Here is an 18,072-nt window from a genome sequence, read left to right on the forward strand (position 1 = left end):
CCAAGGTGTTAGGGAGGGTATTGGCCCGGATAAAAGGTGGCATTATCAGTACACCATTCCATGATTAAGGAGATATTTAGAAATAATTAAGGCTGTGTTAATGTTTGAGTTAAGGTACTTATCCCTCGCCGGGATCCGAATTGAGTATGAATACAATCAGTCGCGGTCTTCCGCACAGGCTCGGAAGGATGATAGGCTACTCACCCGGACGGCCTGATCGTCCGGTAAAGAAAAAGGAGAAATCAGATGGAAAGATGGTATGTTCTGACTTTGCTTGCCCTTGTTTGTTTTTCTCTCGGCAGTTTTCTGGGGAAGGTCGCGTCCTTTAAGGACATCCCGTATCGCGTTTATTTCTTTGAAGCCGTCGGCACGCTTACAGTGTTCACGACATTCGTCGTCTGGAACAGGAACGCCATATTCAGCAACTTTTCCGTGAACTTCCCTGCCCTCCTCATGGGTCTTACCTGGGGCGTCGGCACGGTGCTCTTTATCGTCGCTATCAAATACGCGAAACTTTCAGTCCTCGTACCTCTGTCCGCGGTCTATCCCGCGCTGACGGTAATACTGGCGTTCGTATTCCTCGGCGAGAGGCTCGGGCCGAGGGAGATAACCGGAGTGGTATTCGCAGTCGTCTCGGCGGCGCTCCTGGCGAAGTAATAGAGTCTTATATAAGATGACCCGTAAGGTTAAAAAAGAGCCAGAACATTAGATACCGACTCATCGTGGAAATCCAGGCTCTCAAGAATGATCCGGTTCCTCGGCGTCTATGCTTCCAACAACTACGGCTTATTGTCTGTAAGAATATTTTCTTCGTACGGCGTAACAGAACGAAATAACTCCCAACACGCCAGCCAGGATCATCATTCCCCATTCGCTAACGGCAGGAATTGTAGTACGCTGACTCAGTTCGAAGGGTGAAAACACCAATGCGTCGGAACAAACCGGCAGCTCCGATATTATCTCAACACCGCCGTCTCCGGGATTCAGGGTTGCAAGGAGCCGATCCGAGGGAGTATCCAGAACAGAACCGTACAGAACTCCGGTTATGGGATTAAAATCCAGCGCATTGAACAGCGAAGATATATTTGTAAGAAATGTCCCCTGACCGGTATTACGGTTGATATTTATTAGATTAAAAATTTGCGCGCCAAACAGCGTCCCGTCTTCTCTTATCGCCAATCCGACTTCAACACCGTTAAAACCTATCGGACCGATTATCGCGCCCTGACCCGTACTCGTGTCAATTTGAAGAAGTCTGTCCGAACCGCCGGGACAAGCGTCCCCCCAGCCGTATAAGATATCTTGGTCATTGTAATAGGTTAGATCGGGTACTCTGCCGCATTCATTCGGATCGCCTTCGCGTCCGATCTCTCCTATCACGTTCCCCTGACCGCTGAACGGGTCTATTTCAATCAGGACTGCAACACGCGTTCCGTTCTCGTCCGCTTCGGCACTTCCCACCAGCCGGCCGTCGGTCAAAAAAGCCAGACCGCTCACACCAGCGAAACCTATCGGACCGATTACTGTTGATACCCCTGTCACCGGGTCTATTCTGTATAATGTGCTATTTCCGAAGCCCGGGTCGAAACCACAATCGTCAGGCATAGCGACAAAGAGTGTTCCGGCCGGAAGCACCTGAGAATAGGAAGACTTGTAGCTGATTATTAACGCACAGAAAATAAGGAATACGGTTAGCAGCTTACGCATGGGGAAGCCCCTCCCGGAAAAAAATTTTAAAAATGATATTTAATATATGTTATTTTGTCAATCCTTAAATCAACTTATCTCTGATTTCTATGCTGGAAATTATTCAAATCCGATCAGTGATTCCGTCTTAGGTGGTACGCATATGCGTTTCAATTCACTATGCGGTAAGTTGTATTCTCGTTTTTTGCCTTTTCAAGCTCCTCTTCCAGAAATGCAATCCTGTCTTGAAGCTGTCTGACACGTTCCGTCAAGGATTCGACAGGGTCTGGCAGCTTGTTATGCTCGAGGCCTGAATAGTAGGGAAAAACCTCTCCGGGCACGACACTGCCCGGTATGCCTACTACGGTCGAATTCGCCGGCACGTCTCTGATAACGACGGAATTCGCCCCGACCTTGGAGTTATCTCCGATCGACAGCGGTCCCAGTATTTTTGCGCCCGCGCCTACAGTCACGTTGTTCCCGACGGTCGGATGGCGCTTGCCCTTTGTAAAACTCGTACCGCCGAGTGTGACGCCGTGATAGATCGTCACGTTCTCCCCTATTTCGGAAGTCTCGCCAATGACTACCCCCATCCCATGGTCTATGAAGAACCCCTTACCTATCTCGGCTCCCGGGTGGATCTCGATCCCTGTGAAGAACCGTGAGAGCTGAGACATCACCCTCGCTGCGAATTTGAAGTTTTTCTTCCAGAGGCGATGCGCAATACGGTGGGATACGATAGCCTGAAAACCGGGATAGGCGACGATTACCTCGAGCGAGTTCCTCGCTGCGGGGTCCCTATCGAATACCGCCGCAAAATCAGTCTTTATGTCGTTTAGAATTCCCATAATTATTCAGTTATCGGGAAGAGAGCATCTATTATACAATATCCGCTACAGTAAATCGGGTTTATTCGTCACTATGCCGCTGACCCCTATCTCCCTAAGCCTTTCGGCGCTATGCCTGACATCCACGGTCCAGGTGAATAGAAGCATCCCGGCGTCACGGGCCCTCTCGGCGAGGCCCCTCGTAATAAACCACCTGAACGGCGCGACAGCGTCGGCGCCGCACTCTTTTGCAGTTCTCAAGGGGTCGGCCGAGGCAACGAGAATGAGCCCGGTTTTTAAACCCCTCTCCAGCTCCTTTACGGCCCTGAGCCTGACGGATTTGAACGAGACGATGAACACGTCGTCCATCACGCCGTAATCTCTTATGACCTTTATCACCCGCTCCTCGAGCATATCCTCCTTGAGCTCGATCACGAACTTCGTCTTTCCCGCCGCCGACTCGATCGCCTCTTCAAGCGTCGGTATCTTCTCTCCCATGCCGGCATCGAGCTCCTTAAGCTCATCGAGGGACTTCAACCCTACGAGTCCTTTCCCGTCGGTCGTCCTGTCGACCCCCCTGTCGTGGATAACCACCAGACGACCGTCGAGTGACTTTCTCACGTCGAACTCGACCATATCCGTCCCGAGCTCTATTGCTTTCCTGAAAGAACGGAGAGTATTCTCGGGCTCATAAGCGCTCGCGCCCCTGTGCGCTATCTTTATAAAGAACCGTTCCGGCGAGCTCACCACCTGAGTAATATACACAGTAATAACAGGTCTTTGCTAAAATACCGAAAAATAGTAGAATGCTTAGGAATGCAGGCTTTCTTGAGAGACATCGCGTACACACTGCGGCCCCAGCAATGGGTGAAGAACTTCCTGGTCCTGGCTCCTCCTTTCTTCGGCGGCGCTCTTTTCACGAACACCGACTTGTTTATAAAAATGTTCTTTGCTTTTATTGGGTTCTCTCTCGCCTCTTCAACAGCTTATATCATAAACGATATATCCGACATCGAGTACGACCGCCTGCACCCCAAAAAGAAGGAAAGGCCGCTGACTTCGGGCAGAATAAACATATTCACGGCGGTCGTCCTGGGAGTAGTGACCCTCGCGCTGTCGTTGTGGGCGTCCTTTACAATCGGCATCGATTTCCTTGTCATAACGGGGCTGTACCTCATGCTCTCACTCTCGTATTCGTATTACCTTCAGAAAATAGAAATAATCGACGTATTTTGCATCGCTATCGGCTTTGTCCTGAGGATCGAAGCCGGCGGCATAGCCTCCGGCATAGAGGTCTCCAACTGGCTTCTCCTCACGACCTTTCTCCTGTCTCTGCTCCTCGGATTCGGAAAGAGGCGCCACGAGCTCGCCCTGCACAACGGCCCGCAAAACTCTTTCAGGGAGGTGCTTTCCCGGTACAACACGAGCTTTCTCGACACAACGCTCAGCATCTTCGCAACCACAGCTATAGTTACATATGCCATATATACGGTCGAAATCGAGTCGAGGATATTCCTCATCACGGTCCCGCTTGCGGTCTTCGGAGTGCTCAGATACATGTACCTCGTTCAAACGGACACGAGAGGAGACCCGACCGAGTCACTTTATAAAGACAGGCCGTTATTGCTGACCGTATTACTGTGGTTCCTGATAACTACGGTTATCATCTATTTCCAGAATATCGCGGGCTTCTTCGAGTAAGTTTTCCGGAAGTCCTATACCTATAGCAGCCTGCGCCGCTTTTCTGGCTTTGTCCGTATCGCCTGTCTTGAGATATATCTTCGCCAGGAGGAGGTTCGCCCTTCCGTAATATTGATAGCGTTTCAATGCCTCTTTGACATATCTTTCCGCTTCAATATAACTATCGGCAGAGCCTGTCATCTCGCCGTTGATGTAATAAATAAGACCCAGGTGGTAGTAGGTCTTCCCGTAACCCGGATCGTACCCCAGCGCCTTGCGAAACCAAATTTCGGCCCTCTCGTACTCTCCCTTGTCCAGATAAACGAGCGCCATATTGTTCGCGGTAATCGCCAGCCCCCTCGGGCTGTCCTTAAGCTCCGGGGAAAGCGCTATTTTGAATTCCCTTATCGCCCCGTTGTGATCGCCGTTGTTGGACAGGGCGAGCCCGTAGTTCGAATGAGGGAGCGGATGATGAGGGGATTTGAGTGACGTATCTCTCCAGAGAGCCAGGTCGTCCCTCCAAATGCCCTGCCCTTTATATGCGACGACCGCGTACGAAACAATCAAAAGAAAGCCTAACCCCCATGCAACGGCCCTGAAATGCGCCCTTCTCGCGGCTTCCACCAACCAATAGCCGGTTAGAAGACAGAACCCTGCCGAGGGAATGTATAGATAGCGCTCCGCGAGGGGGGTGGGGGAAATCGAGACTATGGCTATCAGCATCGAAGGCGCGAGCGTAACCAGAATCCAGAATATGCCGAAGGCGGTGATATTTTCCCTCTTGTTTATGGATATGAAGCTCAGCGCCGCCAGCACCGCAAGCAGGACGATGGAAGAGATTATATAAGGGAATTCTTTCGGGACGCTGGTGATAAAAGGGTTAAAGCCGAAGGGAAATACCAGCTTGTCCATATACGCTAGGAATGAGCCCAGAAGGGTCTTGCTCAACCCGATATATATCGGGATACTTGATATTTGCTCCCCCGGGATTACCGCCTGTTTCACGCCCTCGCTTGCGAGTCCCTGATTTATCTCGGGGATCTCGAAAGCGAGTCCCCTGAGATACAGATAGAGCAGTGTTACGCCCAGATAGACCGCATATTTTGGAAGGTTCTTCCAATTGAAGAGCCTCCGGTTCATGAGGTCGAAGACGAGTGCCAATAGCGGAAAGACTATCGCGACCTCCTTTGAAAAAAGGGAGAGCAAGAGACTCAGTCCCGTGAGCGCTAAATACCATGCGCGCCTGTATGAAAGAATATGGCAAATAAAAGCGAGGAAGAGGAAAAGCGCGCAGAGTACGTCCGACCTTCCGGCAATCCAGGAAACGGACTCCACATGCATCGGATACAGGGTAAAGAGGAGTGCCGCCAGGAAAGCCGCCGCCTCACTTCCGGCGGCGCCGGATTCCCTCAATAAGAGAACTGCAAATACGTAAAAAAGGACCACCGAAAGAGAGTGGAACAGGAGGTTGCTCAGGTGATAACCGAAAGGCGATATCCCCCATAACCCGTTGTCCGCAACCCACGATATATATACGATGGGGCGGTAATAACGCTCCTGCTTGTTCTCAATATCCCCGGGTATCACGTAATATATAATGCTCGAAGGATCGTAATTGACGTTCTGCTTCGTTATCATCTCAATGTCGTCCCAGACAAAATCGTTTCTGAGCGATGGTGAGTAAAGGGCAAAGGAAAGGAGAAACAGGAAAAGAGCCGATAGCAGCCTGCTGGCTATGAGTTTGGATAACAATTCCATGAGCTGACTAATTATATCACCCTGGTGCGCGTTATATCGGCAGCCGGGGGAAGGAATTTCCGGGCAGTTATATCTTTAAGCCAGCGCCGTTTCCGGGTTAAGCCCCGACAAGCGCTGTCAGCGGAAGAGATCGTCTTCGGGACTTCTTATAATCTCCCTGGCCCCTCCGCCGCCCTTCTCAAAGACGTACCCACGGATAACTACGACGGGGACCGAATCAGCCTTTTCCATCGCGAGGCCGGCCGCAGAGGCTATCTCGTCTGCTACAGCCATTACCGTCGCGCTAAGGACGAGGCCCTTCGAATCCTTCCCACCCCTGTAGTCCTTGAGCGGCTTTATCCCCGAGCATCCTATCGCGATATCGACAAGCCCCTCCCTCCACGGTCTTCCGACGGTGTCGGTTATAATGACCGCCACGTCCGCTCCGGACTCCCGTTTAAACCCCTTTACGAGGTTCCCGGCAGACATGTCCGAATCGAGCGGCAGGAGCGTCACCGAATCTCCCCCCGACACGTTCGAGGCGTCGACTCCCGCGTTCGCCGAAATAACCCCGCCTCTCGTCTCGACGATCAGCCTGCCCTTTTCCGGCTTCCGCTGGTCCATCCTGATGATTTTCGTAGTCTCGCCGAGTATCACCTCGACGAGGCGGGGGTCCTTGCTCACCTCCCTCGAGAGCGTTAAAGCGAACGGGGACGGCTCCACTTCGCTCAGTTTAACTATGCGGTTCTCAGCCTTGGATACAATCTTCTGAGCGAAAACGACTATATCCCCGTCGAGCAATGAAAGCCCGTTGTCCTCAAGCGCTCGGGATAAGATCTTCACGAGATCGTCTCCGGGCTTGATCTCCGGGATGCCCCGTACCGGGATTATAGAAATTGAGCCTTGGGTGTTCGCCATATGCCTTCCTGTAAAAAATCTAAGCCGATCGTTCAAAGATAATAGTATAGAGCGAAACTTATGCAAGAAACGATATTTGCGGCGTATGCCGAACCCAGACTCGGTCTGGAGGGCGGTTCGGATATTTAGACGCCTGTCCGTTATACTTACATACCGAAAATGAAAGTCCCGAAGCTGATACATTCGATAGAGGAGCTGGTCAGGCTTGCGGACAAGGAGTTCTACTATAGGGAGAATAACCTTCAGCTGACGTTCTCCTCCGAGGACTCCGTCTTCGTAATAGGAACGAGGGAAGACGGAGCGGTTTATCTCTCCGTCTATTACGGCTCCGAGATGGGGTTCAAATTCTATATGGAGAAAGACGGAACGCTGCTTATGGAGGAAGGCAGCATTCCGGGGCTCCTCGAGCATTCCGGCCCTGAGCATTTACTTAACATGATAAACGACTCGGGCGAGTTCCTGCTCCGTTTTGGCAGGGAAGCAATAGAATGGGGGAGCTACGAGTTTAAAACCATGGATCAGGTCAGGGAGGAATTTGAACGACTCAGACAGGGGGATAAAAAGAAAGACACGGAGAGGGAGTGGCATTGATATGGAACATTGGAATATCCGATATTGCCAATAATTGCAGAGAGTTGTTTACACTATGTGACGATAATAACCCGTGAAAACACGTAAATTTAGAATTAAGATATAGAGCATTCTTTCATTCCTTGAAAACCCGCCAAAACTTTAAACTACTGCAAGTCACCTTGATAATTTTATCGCACGCATTTTATATTTACATTAACATTATATAATTACAAATAGCATTGGTACAGATATATGTTCGGAGAAACGAATATGAACAATCCAGATCTCATTACAAAAACAGCAACAAGGGAAATAATTGATGATTTCGCTGGCGAAATAAATAAAAGGAAAGCGGAAGGGGCAAAACCTACAAAGGAAGTTATTTACTTCAGAAGAGATCACATTGATGGTATTGAAAGAACTGTTTGCCTTGTCCCAATAGAACTACTAAGGTTTAGAAAAGATAATGGACGAATAAGATCGGACGTTGAAAGTTATGAAAGACTGCATGAACCCCTATTAGAAAGAAGTGAAAAAGCACAAGAAATTATAAAAAATTTTCTAAAGGAGAAAGACCCAGAACTTACAAAAATTTTACAAAATTCTATCTTGCATGCCGGACAACGAGAACCGGCAATAATAACCTGTGATGGATTTTTAATAAATGGTAATAGAAGAAAGCTGGTTCTCGAAGAATTATCAAAAACTGACGACAAATTTAAATGGATGAAAGTCGTGGTCTTACCAGGGAGAACCGATCCTGGTGGACCTCCGACTCTACTTGAAATTGAACAAATAGAAAATAGATACCAACTTCAAAGTGAGGGCAAAGCAGAATATTATAAGTTTGACAGAGCACTATCAATCAGGAGAAAAATTCAGCTGGGTATGTCGTTAGAAGAACAGTTAAGAGACGATCCAAGTTATATTGATTTGCCAGAAAAGGAATTTAACAAAGTAGTAAGAAACTATCAAGAAGAATATTTGGAACCATTAAAATGCATTGATAGATATTTAGATCACCTAAAAAGACCGGGACTATACGACACTATTTCTAAAGGAATCTCTGATAGAGAAGGAAGATGGCAAGCATTTCTCGATTATTACAATCACGTACGTAAAAAGTTAGATGATGATTCCAAAAGAATTGAATTAGGTATTGATGAAGATGAAAAAGGTGATGTCGAAGAAATAGCATTTAAAATTATTAGAAAAAGAGAATTCCCAGACTTGCCTAAAGCACATAAAATGATGAGAGACTTGCCCAAGTGGCTAGAAAATAAGGAATCCAAAAAGGAATTGTTCAAATTATTAGATATCGATCCAGATTTGCCAGAAGAAGAGTGTTTCGATGAAGATGGAAACGAATTTGATGAAAGAAAAAAAGATCAAAAATGGAGTGCTATTAATCAAGAGACGCTTATTAATCAGGTAAAAAAAGCCAAACGCTTATACGATAATCAGAAAGAACGTGAAACACCTTTATCATTACTTGAAGATGCATTAAAAAAGTTAGAACATGGAAACATGGACCCTAAAGCGGTTTATGTCCATGATCTTGAGAAAGCAATGAAACTAGCATGTAAGGTAAAAGAGGCCGCAGACAAGCTTGAGAGTACGTTTTACCATCTTAATAAAGAATACTCAAAGAAAATCAATAGACTCCAAAAATCATAGATTCTATGCTACTTAAAAATGCATCTAGATATCCTTGACAACATATTAGTAATTAAAGGAATTGATTCAAACCTTAAGCCAAGACACAAAAGTCAACTCAATGATTGGGGATTTACGAAAGATACAAGGGAAAATGATTTAAGACTAAACGATAATATTGAGACAGTACTACCTAAAGTCCTAAAATATTTTACTAAGTCAAACATCAACTATACCATTTCAGATTCGTGCAATAATCTAATCGAGGAAATATCAAAAAAAACGAATAGATTCAGGCAACTAATGGAAAGGGGGAAAGATTTTAAAGAAGGTAAATTTGATAGAGATGACTTCGCAAAGCATTTAAGTTTTCTCAGTACAAACATTCCGAGAAAGCTAAAAGAACATCAAATAAAAGCTGCATACCATCTCTACTTGGTAGGCAATGGAGCGAATTTTTCCGTCCCAGGTAGTGGTAAAACAACAGTTGTTCTATGTGCTTATGAACGATTAAAATCAAAGGGAGACGTCAACACCTTGTTTGTAGTAGGTCCAACGGCCTGTTTCGGACCATGGAAGGATGAATTTAAATTAGTGTTAGGCAGAAATCCTTCATGTTGCATTTTAGCTGGCGGAGACAAATTACAAAGAAAATTAGAATACTTCAAATCACATAACACTTACGAACTCTATCTAACAACCTTTCAGACACTATTAAATGATCAGGACGAAGTCTGCTCTTTTTTCAAAGAAAGAAAAGTAAATGTTTTCCTTGTGATTGATGAAGCTCATTATATCAAACAAGTTAATGGGAATTGGGCCAATGCTGTCCTAAAGATTGCGAACTATTCTAAGTATCGTTGCATCTTAACTGGTACACCCATACCTAGGAGCTATGTCGATTTATACAATTTGTTTGATTTCCTCTGGCCTAACTCAAATCTCATTACCTCCGAAGATAAAGCCAAACTGCGCATTTTAGAGGAAAAGAAAGAATACAAAACAGCACGAAAAGTGTTGGAACCAGCTGTGGGGCCATTATTTTATAGAGTCAGGAAATCGGAATTAAATCTAAGCCCACAAGTATTTCACGAGCCGATAATCATTCAAATGAATACTTATGAACGGAAAGTCTACGATGCCATCATGCAGAAAATAATAACCTATGCTAAAGAGGACTTTCTTAAAAATATCGAGTTGGTTTTGAAACTGAGGAGAGGAAGGATGATTAGATTAAGGCAGTGCTTATCATATACAAAACTACTAAGAACAGCGATCACCGACTACACAGAAGATATAATAGAAGACGACAATGATCTAAGATATGTGATTCGCAACTATGATAACTTAGAAATGCCGGCAAAACTACATTGCTTAGTAAAGCTTGTCAAAGAATTTCAAGAAAAGCAAGAAAAGGTCCTAATATGGGCAAATTTTATAAACACAATCAAATTGATTGAAACAACCTTTAAAGATTTAGGATTCTATTCTAAGAAGATCATTGGCGAAACACCTATAGAAAAAACTTCGCTAGAGGAAGAAGAGACTAGAGAAAAGATAAGAAACGAATTCGTAGATGAAGAAAGTGGACTTAACATATTACTAGCCAATCCTGCTGCTTGTGCCGAATCAATCTCACTACACAAAACTTGTCATAATGCGATCTATTACGATTTGTCATATAACTGTTCACAATATCTACAATCACTTGATAGGATTCACAGAGTTGGGGGATCAGAAGAAAATCAATCAAATTATTTCTTCCTCCAATACGAGAATACCATTGATCCAGATATCTTAAAGAACCTAAAATCAAAAGCCCGAAAAATGTATGATGTAATTGAAGGAGACTACAATATATATTCATTGGATATGTTCGAAGATAGTGACGAATTAGCTGCTTATGAAAGATTGTTTCTTGAACAATGAACTCTATATTTGATAATATTACCTTTCGGCAGATAAAGACTTTCATCGAAATTGTACACGCCTCATTGGGCAAGGAATACGAAGTCGTAAAACGCAACTATATGTCACAAGCTGAAAACTTTGATAATGTTATAGATTATTTTAAAGGATTAGGATTGATCAGAACTACGGAAAGTACAATAATAGAGAGTGATAATCTTAAAAGAATGCTAGATAAAAACGGCTCTGATGAAGGTGTGATTAAAAACTATCTGTTAGAAAAATCACTAAATTCCACTAACTCTTTTTCCAGTGAAGTTTATAGGTATTTGAAAAATTTCAGGGTCTCTAAAGAAAATATGTTTGAATACAAACCAACAACTGAAGCAAGATTGCGAGAAAGCGGCATACGCAATCTCTTTGTTGAATTAGATTTGGTCAAATATGACAAAAGAAAGAACAATTACAAAATAATGGATAATTACCTCGCAATTTTCGCCAGATATCTAGAAACAAAAAAAGTTACCCAAAAGGAACTGTCGTATTTAATTATTAAAAAAGAAGAGCTAGGATTGGCCGCAGAACTTGAAATATTACAATATGAAAAAAAGCGACTCGTAAACCATCCAGAGTTGTTGGAACATTTGAAACATGTTTCACAATCAGACGTTAATGCAGGTTATGATATTATGAGCTACGAGATAGAATCATCTAATAAAGAAACAGTACAACAGAGATACATAGAGGTAAAAGCCGTTTCTAAGCTCAACTATAAATTTACCTGGACAAGAGGTGAAATTGATACGTCCAAAGCTCTCAGTGGTCAATATTATTTATACCTATTGCCAGTAATAAGCAATAAGAAATTTGATATAGCCGGCTTAATAATTATTAAAAACCCTTATGTAGAAGTTTTTAAGAACAGGAAGAAATGGCAGATGAAAGAAGAGCAGTATAGTTTTTGGAAACAGACATGAGAAAGAACCATAATTCAAAAAAAGACCAGCTACGAGCTAACAAAGTCTATCTTGGCAATTGTCAAGAAATTCTCACAGATAATATTAGATTCCCGGACAAATCAATTGATTTTATTTTCACATCACCTCCATACGCAGATAAGAGAAAGAGATTTTATGGCAGCGTACATCCAGATAAATATGTAGAATGGTTCTTGCCGATCTCACTCGAACTATATCGCATTTTAAAGGACGATGGATCGTTTATTTTAAATATAAAAGAACATCCTAGGAATGGCGAAAGGGATACGTATGTAATCGAATTAATACTCGAACTAAAAAAACAAGGATGGTTATGGGTAGAAGAATATTGTTGGTACAAAAAGAATTCGTTTCCCGGCAAATGGTCTAATCGATTTAGAGACGCTTGGGAGCGATGTCTGCATTTCACAAAAAACAAAAAATTCAAAATATATCAAGATGCTGTAAAAGTGCCTATTGGAAAATGGGCAGAAAAGAGATTTAAATCTATGACTGATAATGATTTTAAAAGACACTTATCTCGAACAAACGGTACACTAGGTCGAAATGTATCCAATTGGTTAAATAGAAAGAGGGTATATCCACATAATGTTATAGTATTTGAAGAAGAGCACTACATATCAAACGTAATAGAACTAGCTACCGTTTGTAACAATAGAAAACATAGCGCTGCCTTCCCCTTAGAATTACCAACTTGGTTTATAAATCTTTTCACCAAGCAAGGAGATATCGTGCTAGATCCGTTTCTTGGATCCGGGACAACAGCTTATGCATCATTAGCAATGCAACGTAAGTACATTGGAATAGAGCTAATTGACTCTTTTGTAAAAGAGTTTGAGGAGCAAATACAAGAATTAGTTAATGATACTCGATAGATTTCACAACGGGAAAAAACCTTTTAATCCGCACAACAAATCGGTTAGTATTTTAAGTGTAATTCCACACATAGGAGGCTATACACAGAATGACCAGGAACAATATCGTGAAATCAGTGGTAGTTGCGATTTTTGCTATTTATTTGATAGCCGGAATGGGTACAGCACAAGTGCTCGCGCAGGACAATACCGAGCCCGCTAAAACGGATGCTATGGATAAAATGCATCAGGAGATGATGGCGAAATGGCAGGAATTCGCAATGCCGGGCGAAGGCCATAAGGCGCTTGAGTCCCTTGTCGGCACCTGGGAGTATACGGTCACATGGTGGGAAACCCCGGAATCCCAGCCCCAGAAATCGACAGGGACGAGCGAAGTGAAATGGATAATGGGGAGCCGTTTCCTCGAGCAGACGGCGATAGGCACAGCTATGGGCCAGGAATTTCAGGGCATGGGGATCATGGGCTACGACAATATGAAAAAAGAATATACCGGCGTCTGGATAGATAATATGGGGACGGGGATGATGACGAGCACCGGAACCTATGACGCGTCCGCGAAATCGTTTACGGAAAAGGGCTCCTTCTCATGCCCTCAGGAAGGCGGGGAGAAATCATTCCGCGGCGTAACCACTATCGACGGACCTGATAAATACACATACGAGATGTATGCCGCCGGTAAAGACGGGAAAGAAGTCCGGATGATGGAAATCGTATATACGAGAAAGAAATAACCGGAAGCCGTGCCTTAACCCTTTTTCCGGTATTTATCCCAGATAAACGGCGCAGCCAGCTGGCCGAGGAACGCCTTGGGCATTTCTTCTTTAATGCCCAGCGGTCCTACGTGCCGGTCCCTGGGATGATAGTACGTCCCGAAGAGGATGTCGAAAATCGCGAGATTCTCACCGAAGTTGTTGTTCCCCTCCTCCACTTTTTTGGAGTGGTGCCACCTGTGGACGTTGGGTGTGATGAATACATAGTTCAGAATCCCGCCGTGCATGTATACGTTGCAGTGCGTTAGCAAGCCTACGAACGCGGTGATCGAGCTGAAGTATATAAACACATCCCCCGGTACGCCCATTATAAAAAGTAGGGGTATGCTGAAAAGCAGGCCGCCGAAGGTATCGACGAAATGGAACCTCCCGGTGTTGAAGAACCAGAGCTTCTCGACGCTGTGGTGCACAGAATGGAATCGCCACATGAAATCCCACGTGTGCGCGAGACGGTGCTTCCAGTAAAGCCCGAATTCGCTTACGACCATGGCTATCACGACCTGGACCGCCATAGGAAGACCGGACGGCCAGAAAGAGTAGGCGGATTTATGCCCCATCGTCTCTATGATCCCGCTGATGAGCAGAAGGAAAAGCGCAAGCTGGATCAGCCCTTTGTTCAGGATGGTATGGGCGAAGTCGGGGAATTCCTGCCCGTCAGATTGTACCCACTCTTCACGGTACGGCATGACCCTCTCGAGTATGAAGAGCGAAACTGCGAGGCTAAGATATGCAATATTGAAATAGAGAGTCGGCCTGCCTGCTTCTATCCCGAGATAAACGACGTAAATCGGCACACCCAGCAGTAGGGGCCACAGGATGTATGACAGAATCTCTTTAGCGGTATTCCTTACCATAGGCAGCTCCTTTTGTCTCTCGGTATAAGTTCCATGATCTCCGGATCAAAAGCCGTGTTCGTTAAGGACAATCCATCGGAAACCGTCATTCTTAATAATCATACATCGGATTTTTTAAGATATTTTGAAGACCTCGCTCTCAATAAGACAGCAGCCAATTTGGCCTGACCGTATGCCAATCGCCTGTAAGTAACATGTCGACCGCCCCTTTCCGGTATTATCGCGTACTACTTCCACTTGATATTACAGCCGATGCTCGGCACCTGGTCCCCGCCGACCGCCTCGCCTTTTAAAATCCTGTCGAGCGCTTCCCTTATATTCCTGCCGGTTACGGGCTTACCGCTTCCCGGTCTCGAATCGTCCATCTGTCCCCTGTACACCAGTCTCAGAGAAGCGTCGAAGACATAAAAATCAGGCGTGCACGCGGCATCGTAGGCCCTCGCCACTTCCTGTGTCTCATCGAAGAGGTACGGGAAAGGGTAGCCGAGCCTGAGAGCGACGCTCTTCATGTTGGAGGGGGAGTCATCGGGATACTTATCGACGTCGTTCGAATTAATGGCGATGAAGGTTACTCCTTTCGGCATGTAATCGTTCGCCAGCTCTACGAGCCCCTTCTGTACATGCTTCACGTAAGGACAGTGGTTACAAATAAACATTATGACAGTCGCCTTGTCCGACATCAGCTCATCGAGACTATACTCTTTCTCATCGACCGGACACCAAAGACTGAAATGCGGGGCTTTAGTGCCCAAGGGCAGCATGTTGGAAGGTGTAAGGGCCATATCTATGCTCCTCCGAATTCAATTCTTTTCGTCATTAAAACTTATAACGCTGTATGAGCTGCCGTCAAGCACAGCTTTGCAGACATTTCAGTCATCTTACCCTCCCGGGACTCCGTATGTAAGAGCCGCGAACGGTCCGGATTCCGCAACGGCGACCCGGATACCGACAAACTCAAGACCGAGCGGGAGCATTACAATTAGACACTGTGGAATTTCCAAAAAGCCCGTTTCCGGGGGACGGCATTGTTCCGTGCGTATACAAATATCCTAGGGCGTATTACCGTTTATACAGTCTTAACCCGAATTTCTAAATATAACTTGACAGACCAGTCTGTCTAGTTTATATTTCCAATTCATGCAGAAAAGACGGGATATGACGAGCAGAGAGAAGATAATAAAAACCGCAACCGGCCTCTTCTATAGACAGGGGTATCATCAGACGGGTATCAACCAGATTATCGAGGAATCGGGTGTAGCGAAAGCCACCTTTTACAGCAACTTCAAATCCAAGGAGGAGCTGTGCATTGCATACCTGAGGGAGCTCGACCGCACCGACACAGACGCAGTAAAGAACATGCTCAACGCTATAACCGACCCGCATGAGAGATACATGGCGATTATTAAAGGAGTTAAGGATTATATCGAAGAGACGGAATTCCGCGGATGCGCATTTGGCAATATAGCGGTGGAGATAACCGAGCCCGACCATCCCATCAGGAAAGAGGTCAAGCTGCACGAAGACAGGTTCCGCTCGATCCTGAAGGACGTCGTACGGGATTTAAAAAACTCGAGGGCTGACTATAAACATATAAACGTTGAGCAGGTCACTGATAACTACTATCTGATTTTAGAGGGAGCTATATCGGCCAGCAAGAACTACAACGACACTTGGCCGCTTGAGCGAGCCGTAGAGGCTGTCGAGAGAATAATCGAATAAAATTTTTGCGAAATTGCAGACAGACTAGTCTGTCTCATCAAACCATTCAAGGAGGAGCACTAAAAATGTGCAGTGCATGCAATACGGGTATTAACCAGGCAAGATCGGACCAGTTCGCCGAAAAAATGTTCAGCCTGCTGAACCACGGCGCCCTCACCATAATGATTTCCATCGGGCACCGTACAGGACTTTTCGACGCCATGAGCGACCTGCCGCCTTCTACGAGCGCCGGGATCGCCAAAGCGGCGGGACTCAACGAGCGCTATGTGCGCGAATGGCTGGGAGCTATGGTAACGGGCGGGGTTGTCGAGTACGACCCGCAACAGGGGACATATCATTTGCCCGCTGAGCACGCCGCCTGGCTCACCAGAAAGGCGACGCCGAACAATTTCGCGGTATCGACTCAGTGGTTTTCCATAGCAGGCTCGGTCGAGGACAAAATAGTCGAGTGCTTCCAGAAGGGCGGAGGAGTCCCTTATGAAGAATTCAAACGATTCAACGAAGTCATGTCCGAGGAAAGCAACCAGACGGTCGTTGTCCCGCTGCTCGATCATCTTCTCCCCCTGGTCCCGGGGATCAAGGACTGGCTCGGCGCCGGTATCGAGGTGCTCGACGTCGGGTGCGGAAGCGGTTTCGCACTCGTCGAAATGGCAAAAACCTATCCGAACAGCAGATTCACAGGCTACGACCTCCTTCCGGAGGCTATAGAGCGTGGAAAGACGCGCGCAAAAGAGAACGGCCTGACCAATATCTCATTCGAATCCAGGGACGTATCCAAATTCGATGACATAGAGAGGTTCGATCTTATCACAACCTTCGACGCAGTTCACGACCAGGCGGACCCTGCCCGCGTCTTATCCAACATATATGAAGCATTGAAAGACGACGGCGTATATTTTATGCAGGATATAAAAGGATCGAGCCATGTCGAGAAGAATATGGACAACCCGCTTGCTCCATTCCTTTATACCGTATCGTGCACGCATTGCATGACGGTCTCGCTCGCGCAGGGCGGAAAGGGACTGGGCGCTATGTGGGGAAGGGAGCTCGCATGCGAGATGCTCAGGGAGGCCGGGTTCAGGGAGGTCGACGTAAAGGAGCTCCCCCACGACCCGATTAACTATTACTACATCGTCAGGAAATGAACGAATACGGAGCTGAGAGCTCAGAGTTAAAACGGAGAAGACCCGGGAACAGGATAGGATTATGAGGGGCCGGGCGTAACCGGGGACGAATCGAGAATCGGAATACAATTCGATCCGCTCCACTTGCCCTCGGTCACGGTAATCCCGCCTGTCGGAGACACGCTGAGCACGCCGCAGCTTTCTATCTTTGAATCGATTGTCGGTCTTATCGTTAACGTTTCAGAGTTGGCGTCGGTCACGAAATCCCTCCGCATGCCCGTGGGGACGAACGTGAAATTCAGAGGCTCTCCCGCCTGTCCCAGGTTTGCGGAGGCGACCAGATCGAGATCGGATTGGAACCTCTTCGAATGGGCGGATTGCATGCACCATACGGTGGACCCTACGTTGCTGTCCCCTCTTTCGAGAATAAGCGACACTTCTTCGTCCCCGGCCTGATACTGTGCATAATTGTCACACCGGGGACAGTCAGGGTCTGTTTCGTCGACATCATTGCAGCGGGCCAGGACGACCCTGTATTCTACCCCGTCTCTTACTGACCTCAGCTTGCCCAGCTGGAGCATTGAAGAAATATTATTCGTCACGCCGTCTACGGAGCGGCGGAGGGCGAATTTATCCGTGATATACGACGAACCTATCACGATAACGGTGATCATGACCGAGATCACGATCAAAATTTCAACGATATTATATCCGTCGGAGTTGCGTAAAGACCTCATTGATCGATTT

At 46.2% G+C, this 18,072-nt stretch carries 18 protein-coding genes; 10 read left to right on the forward strand and 8 right to left on the reverse strand.

What is annotated here, in order from left to right; all coding sequences use genetic code 11:
- Nucleotides 1-246 precede the first annotated feature (246 nt).
- Nucleotides 247-657 carry an EamA family transporter gene (locus AB1598_08325; protein MEW6145005.1) on the forward strand — a complete coding sequence of 137 codons (411 nt, stop codon included), beginning with the start codon at nt 247-249 and terminating at the stop codon, nt 655-657.
- Nucleotides 658-786: 129 nt separating this feature from the next.
- Here the strand turns inward: AB1598_08325 and AB1598_08330 are convergent, their stop codons facing one another.
- The 3 genes from AB1598_08330 to AB1598_08340 form a co-directional block, all read right to left on the reverse strand.
- Nucleotides 787-1,707, reverse strand: a complete 921-nt coding sequence (locus tag AB1598_08330) for a hypothetical protein (protein ID MEW6145006.1) — start codon at nt 1,705-1,707, stop codon at nt 787-789.
- Nucleotides 1,708-1,856: 149 nt separating this feature from the next.
- Nucleotides 1,857-2,534, reverse strand: coding sequence for a serine O-acetyltransferase (gene cysE / locus AB1598_08335; protein ID MEW6145007.1), 678 nt, complete (start codon nt 2,532-2,534; stop codon nt 1,857-1,859).
- A 45-nt stretch (nt 2,535-2,579) separates the two neighbouring features.
- Nucleotides 2,580-3,278, reverse strand: coding sequence for a glycerophosphodiester phosphodiesterase family protein (locus AB1598_08340; GenBank protein MEW6145008.1), 699 nt, complete (start codon nt 3,276-3,278; stop codon nt 2,580-2,582).
- Between the two features lie 51 nt (nt 3,279-3,329).
- On the opposite strand from AB1598_08340, the gene AB1598_08345 reads away from it, so the two are divergent.
- Nucleotides 3,330-4,214 (forward strand): decaprenyl-phosphate phosphoribosyltransferase, encoded by an 885-nt coding sequence (locus AB1598_08345; protein ID MEW6145009.1) that lies wholly within the window; start codon nt 3,330-3,332, stop codon nt 4,212-4,214.
- Here AB1598_08345 and AB1598_08350 read toward each other — a convergent pair.
- Nucleotides 4,149-5,951 carry a tetratricopeptide repeat protein gene (locus tag AB1598_08350; GenBank protein ID MEW6145010.1) on the reverse strand — a complete coding sequence of 601 codons (1,803 nt, stop codon included), beginning with the start codon at nt 5,949-5,951 and terminating at the stop codon, nt 4,149-4,151. The genes AB1598_08345 and AB1598_08350 overlap by 66 nt on opposite strands.
- Before the next feature lie 117 nt (nt 5,952-6,068).
- Nucleotides 6,069-6,848 (reverse strand): coenzyme F420-0:L-glutamate ligase, encoded by a 780-nt coding sequence (cofE, locus tag AB1598_08355; GenBank protein ID MEW6145011.1) that lies wholly within the window; start codon nt 6,846-6,848, stop codon nt 6,069-6,071.
- 159 nt (nt 6,849-7,007) lie between these two features.
- On the opposite strand from cofE, the gene AB1598_08360 reads away from it, so the two are divergent.
- The 6 genes from AB1598_08360 to AB1598_08385 all read left to right on the forward strand — a co-directional run bounded on the left by AB1598_08360 (nt 7,008) and on the right by AB1598_08385 (nt 13,589).
- Nucleotides 7,008-7,439, forward strand: coding sequence for a hypothetical protein (locus tag AB1598_08360; protein ID MEW6145012.1), 432 nt, complete (start codon nt 7,008-7,010; stop codon nt 7,437-7,439).
- A gap of 252 nt (nt 7,440-7,691) precedes the next feature.
- Complete coding sequence (locus AB1598_08365; protein ID MEW6145013.1) at nt 7,692-9,098, forward strand: hypothetical protein; 1,407 nt, start codon at nt 7,692-7,694, stop codon at nt 9,096-9,098.
- Nucleotides 9,099-9,116: 18 nt separating this feature from the next.
- On the forward strand, nt 9,117-11,006 hold the full coding sequence (locus AB1598_08370) for a DEAD/DEAH box helicase (GenBank protein ID MEW6145014.1): 1,890 nt from the start codon (nt 9,117-9,119) through the stop codon (nt 11,004-11,006).
- 101 nt (nt 11,007-11,107) lie between these two features.
- Complete coding sequence (locus tag AB1598_08375) at nt 11,108-11,962, forward strand: DUF3883 domain-containing protein (protein ID MEW6145015.1); 855 nt, start codon at nt 11,108-11,110, stop codon at nt 11,960-11,962.
- Nucleotides 11,959-12,858: a site-specific DNA-methyltransferase gene (locus tag AB1598_08380; protein ID MEW6145016.1), complete on the forward strand. Its 900-nt coding sequence runs from the start codon at nt 11,959-11,961 to the stop codon at nt 12,856-12,858. Before AB1598_08375 ends, AB1598_08380 begins: the two co-directional genes overlap by 4 nt.
- 89 nt (nt 12,859-12,947) lie before the next feature.
- The gene (locus tag AB1598_08385; protein MEW6145017.1) at nt 12,948-13,589 is read left to right on the forward strand and encodes a DUF1579 domain-containing protein; all 642 of its coding nucleotides are present in this window, start codon (nt 12,948-12,950) and stop codon (nt 13,587-13,589) included.
- A 14-nt stretch (nt 13,590-13,603) separates the two neighbouring features.
- Here AB1598_08385 and AB1598_08390 read toward each other — a convergent pair whose 3' ends face one another.
- Together AB1598_08390 and AB1598_08395 are read right to left on the reverse strand one after the other, a co-directional pair.
- A complete protein-coding gene (locus AB1598_08390) occupies nt 13,604-14,482 on the reverse strand; it encodes a sterol desaturase family protein (protein MEW6145018.1) in 879 nt (292 codons plus the stop codon).
- A gap of 227 nt (nt 14,483-14,709) precedes the next feature.
- On the reverse strand, nt 14,710-15,264 hold the full coding sequence (locus tag AB1598_08395) for a thioredoxin family protein (GenBank protein MEW6145019.1): 555 nt from the start codon (nt 15,262-15,264) through the stop codon (nt 14,710-14,712).
- Between the two features lie 373 nt (nt 15,265-15,637).
- Here AB1598_08395 and AB1598_08400 point away from each other — a divergent pair, with 373 nt between their 5' ends.
- Together AB1598_08400 and AB1598_08405 are read left to right on the forward strand one after the other, a co-directional pair.
- Nucleotides 15,638-16,201: a TetR/AcrR family transcriptional regulator gene (locus tag AB1598_08400; protein MEW6145020.1), complete on the forward strand. Its 564-nt coding sequence runs from the start codon at nt 15,638-15,640 to the stop codon at nt 16,199-16,201.
- 65 nt (nt 16,202-16,266) lie between these two features.
- The gene (locus tag AB1598_08405; protein ID MEW6145021.1) at nt 16,267-17,346 is read left to right on the forward strand and encodes a class I SAM-dependent methyltransferase; all 1,080 of its coding nucleotides are present in this window, start codon (nt 16,267-16,269) and stop codon (nt 17,344-17,346) included.
- A gap of 59 nt (nt 17,347-17,405) precedes the next feature.
- Here AB1598_08405 and AB1598_08410 read toward each other — a convergent pair whose 3' ends face one another.
- Complete coding sequence (locus AB1598_08410) at nt 17,406-18,062, reverse strand: hypothetical protein (GenBank protein ID MEW6145022.1); 657 nt, start codon at nt 18,060-18,062, stop codon at nt 17,406-17,408.
- Nucleotides 18,063-18,072 lie beyond the last annotated feature (10 nt).

It is taken from the genome of Thermodesulfobacteriota bacterium (genome assembly GCA_040754335.1).
Lineage (GTDB): Bacteria > Desulfobacterota_D > UBA1144 > Nemesobacterales > UBA2774 > 2-12-FULL-53-21.

Bases quoted from the DNA above. Each gene is read 5' to 3' on its own strand.
- AB1598_08380 (MEW6145016.1), top strand. From the start codon at position 11,959: ATGAGAAAGAACCATAATTCAAAAAAAGACCAGCTACGAGCTAACAAA.
- AB1598_08400 (MEW6145020.1), top strand. From the start codon at position 15,638: ATGACGAGCAGAGAGAAGATAATAAAAACCGCAACCGGCCTCTTCTAT.
- AB1598_08345 (MEW6145009.1), top strand. From the start codon at position 3,330: ATGCAGGCTTTCTTGAGAGACATCGCGTACACACTGCGGCCCCAGCAA.
- AB1598_08365 (MEW6145013.1), top strand. From the start codon at position 7,692: ATGAACAATCCAGATCTCATTACAAAAACAGCAACAAGGGAAATAATT.
- AB1598_08385 (MEW6145017.1), top strand. From the start codon at position 12,948: ATGACCAGGAACAATATCGTGAAATCAGTGGTAGTTGCGATTTTTGCT.
- cofE (MEW6145011.1), bottom strand. From the start codon at position 6,848: ATGGCGAACACCCAAGGCTCAATTTCTATAATCCCGGTACGGGGCATC.
- AB1598_08390 (MEW6145018.1), bottom strand. From the start codon at position 14,482: ATGGTAAGGAATACCGCTAAAGAGATTCTGTCATACATCCTGTGGCCC.
- AB1598_08405 (MEW6145021.1), top strand. From the start codon at position 16,267: ATGTGCAGTGCATGCAATACGGGTATTAACCAGGCAAGATCGGACCAG.
- AB1598_08375 (MEW6145015.1), top strand. From the start codon at position 11,108: ATGTCACAAGCTGAAAACTTTGATAATGTTATAGATTATTTTAAAGGA.
- AB1598_08370 (MEW6145014.1), top strand. From the start codon at position 9,117: ATGCATCTAGATATCCTTGACAACATATTAGTAATTAAAGGAATTGAT.
- cysE (MEW6145007.1), bottom strand. From the start codon at position 2,534: ATGGGAATTCTAAACGACATAAAGACTGATTTTGCGGCGGTATTCGAT.
- AB1598_08410 (MEW6145022.1), bottom strand. From the start codon at position 18,062: ATGAGGTCTTTACGCAACTCCGACGGATATAATATCGTTGAAATTTTG.
- AB1598_08395 (MEW6145019.1), bottom strand. From the start codon at position 15,264: ATGGCCCTTACACCTTCCAACATGCTGCCCTTGGGCACTAAAGCCCCG.
- AB1598_08330 (MEW6145006.1), bottom strand. From the start codon at position 1,707: ATGCGTAAGCTGCTAACCGTATTCCTTATTTTCTGTGCGTTAATAATC.
- AB1598_08360 (MEW6145012.1), top strand. From the start codon at position 7,008: ATGAAAGTCCCGAAGCTGATACATTCGATAGAGGAGCTGGTCAGGCTT.
- AB1598_08325 (MEW6145005.1), top strand. From the start codon at position 247: ATGGAAAGATGGTATGTTCTGACTTTGCTTGCCCTTGTTTGTTTTTCT.
- AB1598_08350 (MEW6145010.1), bottom strand. From the start codon at position 5,951: ATGGAATTGTTATCCAAACTCATAGCCAGCAGGCTGCTATCGGCTCTT.